Raw genomic sequence first — 13,763 nt, forward strand, 5'->3', positions numbered from 1 at the left:
AAAAGTCCACGCAGCCCCTTCATCGCCCCCCTTTACATTGTCATAAACCTGCCCTATATTTATTCATTCGAGCCGCCCCGGCACAGCGTGGGGGTGTTCGAAAAAAGGAACCATCGTAAACGTCTCACCACGACATATCGTTTCGAAGTGATGACGTATGACTATATAGTGTACACCGATACGGCCTCGTTCAATTTTTTTTCGAGACCATCATGGTGCATCCATGACATTTACCATGCCACTCAGACTGGGCCTTATGAAAAACAAATTAGGAATTAAAATCGGAAGAAATGAGCTCTGCCCCTGCGGCAGCGGGAAAAAGTACAAAAAATGCTGCGCCCTGAAAAAAGGCCAGCCGGATCCGGACAACGTCGAAGCGTACTACAAAAAGAAATTCGACATCCGCCTGAAAAACGCAGACGACGTTGAAAAAATTCGTACGGCGGGCGACCTGGTGGTCAAGACCCACGAGCTGGTTAAAGCCATGATCAAGCCGGGCATCACCACCAACGAAATCAACACCGCCGTCCACGACTTCACCGTCAAAAATGGCGGTATTCCGGCCCCCCTCAATTATAAAGGGTACCCCAAAAGTGTCTGCCTCTCCTTAAACGACGTCATCTGCCACGGCATCCCCGGTGACCGGGTGCTCAAAGACGGAGATATCATCAACGTGGATATCACATCCATTGTAGACGGATTTTACGCAGACGCCAACCAGACCCATTTTGTCGGCACCCCATCCAAAGATGCCATCAAAATCGTCTCGGTAGCCCGGGAGAGCCTCAAGCAGGCGCTTAGCGTGGTAAAACCTGGCAACACCATTGGCGACATCGGGCACGCCATCCAGTCCTATGCCGAAGGCCAGGGCTGCTCGGTGGTCCGTGAGTTCATCGGCCACGGCGTGGGCCACGAATTCCACGAAGGCCCCCAGGTTCCCCACTTCGGCCGCAAAGGTCACGGCATCCCCCTGGTGCCCGGCATGGTCTTCACCATTGAACCCATGATCAACCTGGGAAGCCCTGAGCTCTATATCCTTGACGACAAGTGGACGGCCGTCACCCGTGACGGATCTCTCTCCGCACAATTCGAGGAGACCCTCGTGGTCACCGAGACCGGCTATGAGAGCCTGACTCCGCTGGGATTATAAAAAAACAGCCGTGGACGACGAGGGGCCTGCTCAGGCCCTTCGTCCACGGCGTTTCATAAAGCCGAATCAGCCCTTGGGCTTTGCCTTCACATCCCCTGAAACAGACCCCACAATCACCTTTTGAAAGGTCCGATCAAACAGGTAGATTCGAAACGCGCGCCCCATACGCGCCAACTCGAGGGTCATGGCGCTGTTCTCCGCCACGCTCAGGCCTCGGCTGACACTCCGCCTCAACCGCATTTCACGAGCCGCCATCTTGCCCACCAGCTCCGAATAAAAGGTCAGCTCCTCCAAGTCCACCCCCATGGCCAGGGCCTTCCAGGCCAAAGAGGCCACCATCACATCCTCTCGATCAAATTTTCCGTCGCTGACAGGCAACAGAAGGCCTAAGCGCACCAGCTGATCCAGCGTCTCCGAAGAGAGCCCGGTCTCACTGAGAAAGGCCTCCCGTGACAACGCCTGGGGATCCTCCTGCCCAAAAACCACCTCATGCAGGCTGGCCATGACAGAGACGTCGTCATCGGTCCCGGTGTCCTTGAATAAAGACCCGATCTGGGCCAGAGAGAGGCGATGGCGTTTCTGCAGCAGACGGATAAGCCGAATACGATCCACGGTTTCGGGGGGATACCATGCCATATTGGCATCGGTTTTCACCGTGCCGGAGAGAAGCCCTAAATTTGCATAGTGCTGAATGGTCGAGCCCGGCAATCCTGTCAGCAATTTAAGATCGCGCATTTTAAGATAAGGTGGCCCACTGTCAAGCGGTTGTGTGCCTTCTGATATCATCGATTTCATGAAGCCCAATCCTCGCCCCTTTCTCATGGGTTGTTGGTACCATCGCCTTTCAGGAGGGGCGACCGGTAAACAACCGACGATCAATCTACCCATGACGCATGAACCGATCCCAGTATCATGCAGACATAAACGCGGAGTACTCAGGGGGCTCTTGCCCTAAAAAGGAAAAGCCATTGACCGGCCTTACTCTATAGAATCCGATCTTTTTATTATTTTTTTAGACCGTTACCGCCCTGTTATCCATTTTTTTTCAAAAAAAGTCGGTTCAACAAAGAACCCTTTTGCCTTTGAGCAGTTACATAAGAATTACCAAATCGAGTATAAAACACGGAATTTAAAATTAATCCGCTCCAAGCGGTCTATCACAGCAACGGTTCTGATCTTAGAACATTGTTTACTTCTTTACAACCATGAAAGTATCAAGTGAAACTTTCCACTTTACACAAGAATTGACCGTCTGCTAAAACCCATCCAGTGGAGAAGGGGGAAGTAGACATTGCAGTATTTTTCATCGTGCACTTTCCGACGCCTAAAGCCTTGCTTATGCAACTTCAAGGAGTCCAAAGATGAACATCACCGTCCTTAGTGGGAGCCCGAAGGGAAAGAACAGCGTTACCCTTCAATCGGTTAACTACATCAGCAAACTGTTTCCAGAACACAGCGTCAATGTGTTCCACATTGGCCAGACCATCAAAACCCTCATGGAGGATGACACGGCCTTCGACTCCGTCATGGCGTCGGTCAAAGCCTCCGACCTGATCATATGGGCCTCACCGGTGTATGTCTGTCTTGTGCCTGCGCAATACAAACAATTCATCGAAAAAATCTTTGCAAGCGGCATGGCAGATGTTTTCAAAGATAAATACTCAGCCGTAATCACCACATCCATTAACTTTTTTGACAACTATGCCGTGGACTACCTGCGCGCCGTCAATGATGACCTCGGAACCCTCTTTGCCGGGTCCTATGCCTCAGACTCCTATGATCTTCTGACGGAAACCGGGCAAACAAAGCTCGCCCATTTTGCTGCCCAGGTTTTTGAGGATGTGCAGGCCAAAGCCATGTTCGGCAGGCGCACCTACCCACTCTCCTACAGCTGGCACGTCTATGAGAGTGGTCCGGCCCCTGAGAAAGTGGATTCCGGGACCCAAAAAGTCCTCCTCCTCCAGGACGAGAACTACGACGGCACCAACCTCGGACGCATGGTCGAACGCTGTGTGGCAGGGTTCAAAGCCGAAATCGAGGTGGTGACCCTTTCAGATCTCACCGTCAAAGGGGGCTGCCTCGGCTGTATCCAATGCGGTTTTGACCACGAATGCATCTACGAAGGAAAAGATGATTTCATCGCCTTCTCCCGGGAAAAGGTCGCCCAGGCCGACATTTTAATCCTGGCCGGGGAAATCAAAGATCGCTGGCTCTCCTCTACCTGGAAGCAATTCTTCGATCGCAGCTTCTTTCAGAACCATGTCCCTGTCCTGAAAGACAAACAGATTGGCTTTCTCATTGCAGGGCCCCTCACCCAGATGGTCGCCCTCAAAGGGACCCTTGACGCCATGATAGAATGGCAGGGGGCTCATTTAACAGACACCGTCACCGACGAGGTGGAAGACAGCGCCTTCATCGACGCCCGCATCGACACCATGGTGCGCCGAATCACCGCCTTTGCAGAACGTGAGTACATCCGTCCCCCCACCTTTGTGGGCATCGGCGGCCGAAAAGTCTTCCGCGACGATGTCTGGGGTCGCCATCGTTTTGTCTTCCAGGCGGACCATGCCTATTACGAATCCAACGGGCTTTACGATTTCCCCCACGACGACACCGCGGCCCGTAAAATGAGCGACGACATGATCGAACTCACCAAAGATCCGGACATGCGCCAGACCGTGAGGCAAATGATCAAAAAAGAGATGGTCAAACCCCACATGGCGATCGTGGAAAAGGCCGAAGCAAAAAAAGAGTAGCCCCCTATTCCCCCTGCACGCAAAGGGTCCGCGTGCAGGGGCATCTCTTTCACCTCCGGCACGCCTTACCCCGGTAAAAAGCCCCCCAGATATCAGCCAGAGAGCATAGCCCGAACCGTTCATGGGACACCGCCATACGACAGGTCATTGCAACGATTCAGCTTCGAGTCTTATCCAACGGTGGATGATCTGACGCGTTGCAAATCCTCTCATCAGGGGCACTATGGCCGGGGCAAGCCCCCCTGCAAAAAAAACCGCGGCGGAGCACGGCGCGCCCAGGAGGGTGTCGCGACTCCACTCGAACGTCATGGTTTCCTACCCATAGTCATAAATCTCTTGACAAATGACCGTCAGTCACGGTTTTTTAATAACGCTGTTTCAAACGGACAGTTCCCCTGTCATCAGCAACCCGACATTTTTTCATTCCGAAGTCCTTCCCCATCAGCGCTTCGGAAAGCAAACCACCGTGATATCCAAGGAGTGCATCATGAAGCGACGTGTTCTTCGCTGTATCTGCGTTCTTTCCGCCGGGGTCCTTATGCTGACCCTTTTTGCCCCCCCTGCCGCTGCCAGAACCTGGCGGTTTTCCTACAGCGTTTTCTTCCCCGCATCCCACGGGCAGGCCCAGGCGGCCGATGCCTGGGCCAGAGAGGTAGAAAAACAAAGCCAGGGACGCATCAAGATCACCGTCTTCCCCGGCGGCACCCTCACCAACGCCAAAAATTGCTACGATGGCGTAGTGGGCGGTATCACCGACATCGGTATGTCGGTCTTCGCCTACAACCGGGGACGTTTTCCCGTCATGGAGGCCTGTGACCTGCCCATGGGATACCCGGACGGCCTCACCGCCTCACGGGCCGTTAACGCCTATTATCAGGCCACCACCCCCCCGGAGCTGGACAAAGTCAAAGTGCTCTACCTCCACGCCCACGGACCGGGCCTCCTCCACACCCAAAAACCGGTCGCAACCCTTTCTGACCTTGCGGGGATGAAAATCCGCTCCACCGGCCTCTCCGCCAAGGTGGTGGAAGCCCTGGGCGCCGTGCCCGTGGCCATGCCCCAGGGCAGCACCTACGAAGCCCTCCAGAAAGGGGTGGTGGAAGGCACCTTCGGTCCGGTGGAGGTGCTCAAAGGGTGGCGTCAGGCCGAGGTGATCCGCTCCACCACCCTGTGCGAAGCCGTGGGGTACACCACCACCATGTATGTGGTGATGAACCAAAAGAAATGGAAGACCCTCCCCGACGACCTCAAAGCCATCCTGGAGACGACAAGCGCCCGGTGGATCGATGTCCACGGCAAGGCATGGGACGACCTGGACACCCTGGGCATGGCCGCCAGCCTTGCGAGAGGCAACCAGAAGATCTCCCTTTCCCCTGACGAGAGCGCTGCCTGGAAAAAAGCGGTGACGCCAGTGGTCACGGACTACATCTCCCGCGCCTCGGCCAACGGGGTGGACGCGGCCAAGCTGGTGGAGACCCTGAAACGCCTCATCACCCAAAAAGCCCGGACCCACGACTCATGATGCCGACTCTCAAAATCAACACCGCGGTGACACGCGGGGCCACCTTTGCCGCCTGGATCGCCGCCCTCTGTCTCCTGGGCATGATGGGGATCACCTGCCTGGATGTTGTCCTGCGATTTTTCCGCCACCCCATCCCTGGGGCCTACGAAACCGTAGGGTTCCTCGGCGCCCTTATGGTGGCCTTTGCCCTGGCCGATACCACCTTGAAAGGGGGCCACATCGCCGTCGAATTTCTCGTGGAGAAGCTCAGCTCCCGCACCCGAAAATGGATAGATCGGATCACCACCCTCGTGCTGGTCCTTCTCTTTGGCCTTCTTACCCTGCGCATGGGCGGCTATGCCCTGGACCTCAAAGAGGCCGCCGAAGTCTCCATGACCCTGAAAGTCCCTGTCTGGCCCGTGGTGACCGGACTCTGCGCCGGCATGGGGCTCTTCGTCGCCGTGCTGGCCACGCGGCTGAGGTAGCGTAAAGCGTGCCTCCGGCGGCCAGGGGATAATCCCCTGGACCCCAGATTGCGAATGCGCTTTACCCCTCGTTCCTCGGGGCAAATCACATTCAGCGTTGATCCGAGGATGTCTTGGAATCAACGACAGATCAACCGCAACGTCCAAGAAAGTCCATGACCGGATACCCCTCAAGCAGCATAGAAATGGCAAAAGACGTTGGTTTTCCGAACAAATGGTGCGCAAGCACACCCTACGTGGTGTCACATGGCGGGATGTTTTCGTTAATCTGGCGGTCTGAAGTAGATTGGACTGAATCGTTACATAAATTGGTGACGATTCAACTTACGCCTCCGGCGGCCCTGCCGGGGGCCAAACTTTTGCCAATTATACCCTCGGGCGCAGCCCGGAAATGAATGTGAGCACCCCGGACACCTCCCTTGCCCGTGTCTTCTGTGTCACGATTCAACATGACCACACAGGACGACGCGATACCGACCAGGGGTGGGCGCATTCGCAAAACAAAAGGTTCCGATTTTTTTATGATTTCCCCAACAACAGCCGGTGCCATCGGCATTGTCTTTCTCTTCGTTCTTCTCTTCACGGGCATGCCGGTGGGCTTTGTCATGGCCCTAACCGGCATCCTGGGTTTTGGGGCTCTCGTCTCCTTTGACGCGGCCTTAAACCTGGCGGTACGGGACATCTTCGACATCTTCGGGTCGTACAACCTCACCGTGATCCCTCTGTTCATCTTCATGGGCCAGATCGCGTTCCATGCCGGGATCAGCACCCGCCTCTTCAACGCAGCCTACCGATTCATGGGGCACCTGCCCGGGGGCATGGCCATCGCCACCATCGGTGCCTGCGCCGGATTCTCTGCCATCTGTGGATCCACCAACGCCACCTGCGCCACCATGGCCTCGGTCACCATCCCCGAGATGAAGCGCTACGGGTACAAAGACAGCATCGCCTCCGGGGTGGTGGCCGCGGGCGGGAGCCTGGGCATCCTGGTTCCCCCCAGCGTTATCTTCATCATCTACGGCATCATGACCGAGCAATCCATCGGGGAGCTGTTCATGGCCGGAATCCTTCCCGGAATGCTCCTCACCGGCCTTTTCGCTCTCTCCGTCGCCATCTGGGCGCTTGTGGACCCTGACGTGGCACCCCGAGGCCCCAAGAGCTCTGCCAGAGAACGCATCGCCTCCCTAAGCGGCCTGGTCGAAACCCTCTTTCTCTTTGCCCTGGTCATGGGCGGGCTCTTCTTCGGCCTCTTCACCCCCACAGAGGCCGGGGGCGTCGGCGCCTTCGGCACCCTGATGATCGCCCTGGTACGTCGCACCATCAACACAGACGGCCTCCTCGCGGCCCTGTCCGAGACCACCCGCATCTCCTGCATGATCCTGGTCATCGTGGCAGGAGCCACCATCTTCGGCCATTTTCTCGCCGTCACGCGCATTCCTTTTGACATCGCCACCGGGGTGGCCGGGCTCGACCTGCCCCCCCACGCCGTTCTCGGGCTCATTGTCCTGGTTTACCTGGTGGGGGGATGTTTCATCGACTCCCTGGCCCTGATCATGCTCACCGTCCCCATTTTCTACCCGGTGGTGACCCAGCTCGGGTTTCATCCCATGTGGTTCGGTGTGGTCATCGTTCTTGTCACCCAGATCGGTGTCATCACCCCGCCGGTGGGGATCAATGTCTATGTGGTCCGAAGCGTGGCCCCGGACATTCCCCTGTCCGTCATCTTCAAAGGCGTGCTGCCCCTGCTTGCCGCACTGGCTCTGACCGCCCTACTTGTGATACTATTTCCAGACATTGCCCTGATTCTTCCCACGGCCATGCGGTAAATCACGAACGCAAAAGCCCCAATCACCACACGCCCCAGTCATGATGGTTTAAAGAAATACGGGAAACACCATGCAGGTAAAAAAAAATATTCTGATCCCCCTTGCCGCCGGCTGCCTCTTTTTCAGCCAGAACGGTTACGGTGAATTTTACCAGTATCGCAATGAAGACGGGGTGATCTGCTTTACCGATGATCTCAGCAAAGTGCCGGAAGAAGGCGTGAAAAAAACAAAGGTCTACTACGATCAGTTTGACAAGCCGCCGCAGCAGGATCCCGCGGGACTCAAAGAAGAAGAGATGACAAAGCAGGAACGGGAAAGAAAGGATCAACCCGTGGCCGACGTCCAGCCCACGGCCACCCGGTTCACCTTTGCCGACAATAAAATTCTGGTGCAGGTCAACATCGGCAACAACAGTAGGTCCACCACAGCCATCCTCCTCCTGGACACCGGCGCCAGCACCACGGTCATCCACGAGGCGCTGGCCCAACGCATCGGGCTGAGAAACCTGGCCATGGGCCAGGCGTCCATTGCCGGAGGCCATACCATCTCCACCGGCATTACCACCGCAGACTTCATCTCCTTAGGGCCCAAGCGTCTGGAGAACCCAACCCTCACCGTGATCCCCTATTACGGGGGCCATACTCAGCACGAAGGACTGCTCGGCATGGATTTTCTCAAAAACTTTCCCCACACCATCGACACAAAAAACAGGCGCATCCTCTGGGCGAAATAAGATGCGCCGATGAACCCCGACCCCTTGCCATTCAGACCCGGGCTCCACAAAAAGTTAAGAGCCTGACGTCTCCCCCGCACCGTCCCGGCGATTCAAGGGGCTGCTCCATTCATTCAGATGACTCCACTGCTCTCTCCGATCCTGGGGTTTCCTGCGGTCCACACCCTCGGGCGGGGGCACATCCCGTTCCCGCCTGTTCCGTCCGGACCGCTGACCCGACATCCCAGCTTTGCTCTGCGTATACCTTTCTGACATGATCACCTCCGTATCTTTCGAATCGTGCATGAATGGACACGTCTTCCGGCCCCCCTTAAATAGATCGGCACAACAGAGAGACTCGACAAGAAATTATCCCGAATGTTCCCTGTGAAGTATACGCGGTATCCCTGTTTTCTGTCAACGCCCCCTCTGCCTGCCAAAGGTCTAACCCGGACATTTCATGAGAAAACAATCAGGGCTAAGGAATAATTTGTAATGACAGTTCTTTGCAGTAATCTTTTCAGTCGTTTCAAAAATGCGAAATGTAATCCACGGTATTCTGTTTGATTTTCTCACCCTTCGTGAAATATCCGGGATAATCCGTCGAAGGAAAACCATCCCCGCATCGCCGCCTCTGAAACCATGGAAAATCTCCATTTCCTGTGAAAAACCATTTACAACCCCGGCAGGAATTCGGTAAGAGATCCTGTAGCATAAAAAGGATCATTCTCACGCTGTTTCCTCCTCAGTCACCCGCCCGGTGGAAATCCCACCCGATTATGACAAGACAGAGACATAATCCTTGTCAATGCCTGTAAGGTTGACCGTCGGTCAATGTCTCGGCAGGTGAAAAACAAGGAAGGAGACACCGATGGAATGCAGGAAACACGGATTGGACTTTTGGCAAGGCAATCACGGAACAAGAAAGGAGTCATGGCATGAAAATCGAGAAAGTCGGCAGCCGAATCGCAAAGCTGATGAAACAAAGGGGCGTTACCCTGAATGATCTCGTGGACCGCACGGGGCTTAAAAGGGAATTCCTGGAAACGATCGGAGATGAAAAAGAGTATTTTCCATCCCTGGGTCCCCTGCTTAAAATTTCCCGGGCCTTAGGGGTCCGACTCGGCACCCTTCTCGACGATCAGGTGAGCAGCGACCCCCTCATTGTCCGCAAAGGCGATGAAAAAAAAGAGATCGACATGCTGCCCGACAAAGACAAGCCCGTGGCCCTTAAATTTTTCTCGCTGGGACGAGGCAAGACCGATCGTCATATGGAGCCCTTCTTCATCGAAATTCTCCCCGAATCGGCCCAGGAGAAAAAACTCTCCAACCACGAAGGCGAAGAGTTTATTGTGGTCACCGAAGGAGAAGTCGAGGTGATTTACGGAACCGAGACCCATCGCCTCAAGACCGGAGACAGCATCTACTACAACTCCGTGGTCCCCCACTGCGTCAGCTGTGCCTCGAAAACCAAAGCCTGCATCTACGCCGTTCTCTACATTCCGGACTAGCCCTCCATGACGCCGTAAGAGGCCCTCGGGCTCTTTGGAGAGAAAAAACTCATTTATCACGTGTTTCAAAAGTTTGGCCCCGGCAGGGCCGCCAAAGGCAATATGGAGCAGCAGACCATGACCAGCACACACCTTCAGGATCTGACCCTGGGTCAAATCCTCGACAAAGCCGTTGCCGAGCATCCCGACAACGAAGCCATCATCTACGTGGACCGGGACTTTCGCCTGACCTACCGCGAATTTGGAGCGACCGTGGACCGGGTGGCCAAAGGGCTCATGGCCCTGGGCGTGCAAAAAGGAGAAAAAGTGGCGGTCTGGGCCACCAACATCCCCTACTGGGTCACCCTTCAGTTCGCCACCGCCAAAATTGGGGCCATCCTCCTCACCGTCAACACCAACTACCGCACCGCCGAGCTGGAATACCTGCTCCAGCAGTCAGAGTCAGAAAACCTCCTGGTGATCAACGGCTATCAGGACGCCGACTTCATCAACATCGCCTGCGAACTCATCCCGGAGCTGAAAACCTGCCAGAGAGGCTACCTGAAAACCGAGCGCTTCCCTCACCTCAAGCGAGCCTTCTTCCTCGGCCACGAAAAACACCGGGGCATGTACTCCATCCCCGAGATCGAAGCCATGGCCCCCATGGTCCCCGAAGAAGAGTACCTGGCTCGCCAGAACCAGCTCTCCTGCCACGAGGTGGTGAACATGCAATACACCTCCGGCACCACCGGTTTTCCCAAAGGGGTGATGCTCTCCCACCACAGCATCGGCAACAACGGCTTCTGGATCGGAGAAAACCAGAACTTCACCCACGAGGATCGCCTCTGCCTTCCGGTGCCTCTCTTCCACTGCTTTGGCTGCGTCCTGGGCGTCCTGGCCGCCGTGAGCCATGCCGCCACCCTCGTGGTCCTGGAGAGCTTCGATCCCATCCAGGTCATGGCCTCCGTGGAAGAGGAGCGCTGCACCGCCCTCTACGGCGTCCCCACCATGTTCATCGCCATCTTAGACCACAAGCTCTTCGCCAAATTTAATTTTTCCTCCCTGCGCACCGGCATCATGGCCGGATCCTCCTGCCCCATCAACGTGATGAAGCAGGTCATCCGCAAGATGTACATGAGCGAGATCACCATCTGCTACGGCCTCACCGAAGCCTCACCGGTGATCACCCAGACCCGTATCGAAGACAGCATTGAAAAACGGGTGGAGACCGTCGGACGCGCCATGCCGGGAATCGAGGTAAAAATCGTGGACCCGGAAACCGGAGACGAAGTGCCCCCCGGCGGACAGGGCGAGCTCTGCTGCCGGGGCTACAACATCATGAAGGGCTATTACAACATGCCCGAAGCCACGGAGAAGGCCATTGATAAAGAGGGTTGGCTCCACTCCGGCGACCTGGCCGTCATCGACGGCGATGGCTACATCACCATCACCGGACGCCACAAAGACATGATCATCCGCGGCGGCGAAAACATCTATCCCCGAGAGATCGAGGAGTTCCTCTACACCATGGATGGCATTCAGGATATCCAGGTGGTCGGCATCCCCAGCCGCAAATACGGCGAAGAAGTAGCCGCCTTCGTGATCTTGAAAAAAGGCGCGGACATCCTCGCCGAAGATGTCCGGGACTTCTGCCGAGGCAAGATCAGCCGGTTCAAAATTCCCCGGCACGTGGCCATCGTCACAGAATTCCCCATGACAGCCAGCGGTAAAGTGCAGAAATTCAAACTACAGGAAGATTATAAGCGCTACTTTCCCCACCTCGATTAGCCCGTGCAGGGCAACGGGAGACACGCTCACCCGTTGCCCTGACATCATTCAGCTCCCCCAAACCGTCCCCACCTCCCGACACCTCTTTTGCTTCCCATAAAAAGAGAAGCCTTTGTCCCCTGACCGGTATCCCTGCCCTGGTTTGACACGCAATAGGTTTCCCCTACACGCAACACACCAAAACAAAACCCCTTTCCCTCCTTGATTCGTTGCATTTTCTCTTTTGATGGATCTATAGTTCTCTTATCCAAACAAAATTTATCAAAGTTATGATTTTGAATTATGAGTAATCATTGATTACCATACCCGGGAGGCATCATGAACCGAGTCCTTATCCTCTTTGTTTCAACCGTTCTCTTCATTACAGCCACGGCTCTTCCTGCCTGGTCGACCTGCGACATCACCTATGAAGAGCACCTCTTCTTCACCTCAAAAGATGGAACCGAAATTGCCGGAAACGTCTTTATTCCTCAATCAGACGACCCGAACCAAACCTTCCCCGCCATCCTCTTCATCAACAGCTGGGCCATGGAGGAGCACGAGTACATCGTTCAGGCCGCCAAATTTGCCAGAGAAGGCTACGTGGTCTTAAGTTACTCGGCCAGGGGCTGGGGAAAATCCGGGGGTAAGGCCGGCATCGGCACAGAGGGAGACATGGACGACGTCCGGGCCGCGGTGGCATGGCTCGGCGAGAACACCCCCACCAATATGGAACACATCGGAGCCAGCGGCATCTCCTACGGAGCCGGCACCTCTCTGCTCGCCCTGGCCCAGGTGGATGAGATCCAAACGGCAGTGGCCATGAGCACCTTTGTGGATGTCTTTAAGCACCTCTACGGCTGGGAGACCTCCCGCCTCACCTGGGGGAGCTTTCTCATCGGCTCCGGCTACCTGACGGGCAATATGGACCCCATCCTGCCGGAAATTTTCAAAGACACCCTGCACCACCGCGATATCGACCTGATGGAGGCGTGGTCGGTTTCCCGCTCTCCCATCACCTGGATCGAGGCCATCAATGAGAAGAAAAAACCCGTCTACATCTGCCAGAACTTTGCCGACTACATGTTCTGGCCCAACCTGATCGTCGATTACTTCGAACAACTCACCGGCCCCAAAAAACTGGACCTCAGCCAGGGCATCCACGCCAGCGCCGAACTCAAAGGGCTGGCCGGTCTTCCCAGCGAACTCTGGGACAACACCCACGCCTGGTTTGATTATCACCTCAAGGGAAAAGAGAACGGCATCATGGACACCCCTGAAGTCACCATGGAAGTCAAAAACACCGGCATCCGAGACACCTTTGAGACCTGGGAATCCAAAGATCTCTATGAAAAATCCCTGGCCTTGAGCCCCCGAACCTTCTTCTCCAACGGCAAGCTCACCGAAAACGGTCCCCGTTTCGCCAGGACCAACCGCATCGTCTCCGGAATACCCTCCGGCGCCACCGCAGGCATTCCCATCCTCAGCCCCTTTGCCGATGCCCACATCAACCTGCCCATCTTAGCCTGGATCCCAGGCCTCAACCGCCTGAGCTCCGTGGCCTACCAGAGCGCAAGACAAAAAAGCACCCTGCAACTCCGGGGAGCCCCGACCCTGGATCTCTGGATCACCCCCTCCACCCCCGATATCCAGATCATCGGCTACCTCTACGACATGAGCAAAACCGGCCTCGGCACCCTCATCACCCACGGCCCCATCACCAAAATCGGAATGACTCCCGATGAAACCGAGATGATTACCCTGGAGTTTGCCACCACCGCCTACGACCTGCCCCCAGGCCACAAACTCGTGCTGGTCCTGGACACCGCAGATCCGGCCTACGGACCGGCAAGCCTGACCCCGTTTAAAGTGAAGCTCCCCATCTCCGGCAAAAGACCCTCCGTGTTGAGACTGACTGTGAGATAAGGGTTTAAAAACGTTTTTCGTGCTTCGTTCTTGGTGCTTGGTTCGAGGAGTCGCTGCGCTCCGTCACTGATGAAAAAGCCATGCGTTGGCGGCTGACGTCACAGCTCGGAGATGTCACGGGTCGAAGGGGGAGACAAGGGGTAACGATTC

Annotated in this window: 11 protein-coding genes; 9 read left to right on the forward strand and 2 right to left on the reverse strand. The window is 55.8% G+C overall.

The features are described 5' to 3' along the window. Positions 1 to 235 precede the first annotated feature (235 nt). Positions 236 to 1,150 (forward strand): type I methionyl aminopeptidase, encoded by a 915-nt coding sequence (gene map / locus Q1Q75_RS15870; protein WP_300672601.1) that lies wholly within the window; start codon positions 236 to 238, stop codon positions 1,148 to 1,150. Positions 1,151 to 1,216: 66 nt separating this feature from the next. Here map and Q1Q75_RS15875 read toward each other — a convergent pair whose 3' ends face one another. Beyond that, positions 1,217 to 1,945, reverse strand: coding sequence for a MerR family transcriptional regulator (locus tag Q1Q75_RS15875; protein WP_300672602.1), 729 nt, complete (start codon positions 1,943 to 1,945; stop codon positions 1,217 to 1,219). A gap of 566 nt (positions 1,946 to 2,511) precedes the next feature. On the opposite strand from Q1Q75_RS15875, the gene Q1Q75_RS15880 reads away from it, so the two are divergent. From Q1Q75_RS15880 to Q1Q75_RS15900, 5 genes are all read left to right on the forward strand, one after another. Then, positions 2,512 to 3,906 (forward strand): NAD(P)H-dependent oxidoreductase, encoded by a 1,395-nt coding sequence (locus tag Q1Q75_RS15880; protein ID WP_300672603.1) that lies wholly within the window; start codon positions 2,512 to 2,514, stop codon positions 3,904 to 3,906. 487 nt (positions 3,907 to 4,393) lie between these two features. Beyond that, on the forward strand, positions 4,394 to 5,428 hold the full coding sequence (locus tag Q1Q75_RS15885; protein ID WP_300672605.1) for a TRAP transporter substrate-binding protein: 1,035 nt from the start codon (positions 4,394 to 4,396) through the stop codon (positions 5,426 to 5,428). After that, entirely contained in the window at positions 5,425 to 5,892 is a 468-nt protein-coding gene (locus tag Q1Q75_RS15890; protein WP_300672607.1) for a TRAP transporter small permease, read from the forward strand. The genes Q1Q75_RS15885 and Q1Q75_RS15890 overlap by 4 nt, the downstream gene beginning before the upstream one ends. A gap of 524 nt (positions 5,893 to 6,416) precedes the next feature. Continuing rightward, positions 6,417 to 7,718 carry a TRAP transporter large permease gene (locus tag Q1Q75_RS15895; protein ID WP_300672621.1) on the forward strand — a complete coding sequence of 434 codons (1,302 nt, stop codon included), beginning with the start codon at positions 6,417 to 6,419 and terminating at the stop codon, positions 7,716 to 7,718. Between the two features lie 70 nt (positions 7,719 to 7,788). Next, on the forward strand, positions 7,789 to 8,451 hold the full coding sequence (locus Q1Q75_RS15900) for a retropepsin-like aspartic protease (protein WP_300672609.1): 663 nt from the start codon (positions 7,789 to 7,791) through the stop codon (positions 8,449 to 8,451). A gap of 54 nt (positions 8,452 to 8,505) precedes the next feature. Here Q1Q75_RS15900 and Q1Q75_RS15905 read toward each other — a convergent pair whose 3' ends face one another. Continuing rightward, on the reverse strand, positions 8,506 to 8,706 hold the full coding sequence (locus Q1Q75_RS15905; protein ID WP_300672611.1) for a hypothetical protein: 201 nt from the start codon (positions 8,704 to 8,706) through the stop codon (positions 8,506 to 8,508). Between the two features lie 662 nt (positions 8,707 to 9,368). On the opposite strand from Q1Q75_RS15905, the gene Q1Q75_RS15910 reads away from it, so the two are divergent. The 3 genes from Q1Q75_RS15910 to Q1Q75_RS15920 all read left to right on the forward strand — a co-directional run bounded on the left by Q1Q75_RS15910 (position 9,369) and on the right by Q1Q75_RS15920 (position 13,613). After that, on the forward strand, positions 9,369 to 9,941 hold the full coding sequence (locus Q1Q75_RS15910) for a cupin domain-containing protein (RefSeq protein WP_300672613.1): 573 nt from the start codon (positions 9,369 to 9,371) through the stop codon (positions 9,939 to 9,941). 117 nt (positions 9,942 to 10,058) lie between these two features. Then, entirely contained in the window at positions 10,059 to 11,708 is a 1,650-nt protein-coding gene (locus tag Q1Q75_RS15915) for an AMP-binding protein (protein WP_300672615.1), read from the forward strand. Between the two features lie 318 nt (positions 11,709 to 12,026). Continuing rightward, positions 12,027 to 13,613: a CocE/NonD family hydrolase gene (locus Q1Q75_RS15920; RefSeq protein WP_300672617.1), complete on the forward strand. Its 1,587-nt coding sequence runs from the start codon at positions 12,027 to 12,029 to the stop codon at positions 13,611 to 13,613. Positions 13,614 to 13,763: the final 150 nt, after the last annotated feature.

Origin of the sequence: Desulfoluna sp. (genome assembly GCF_030145185.1) — a bacterium.
GTDB lineage: Bacteria > Desulfobacterota > Desulfobacteria > Desulfobacterales > Desulfolunaceae > Desulfoluna.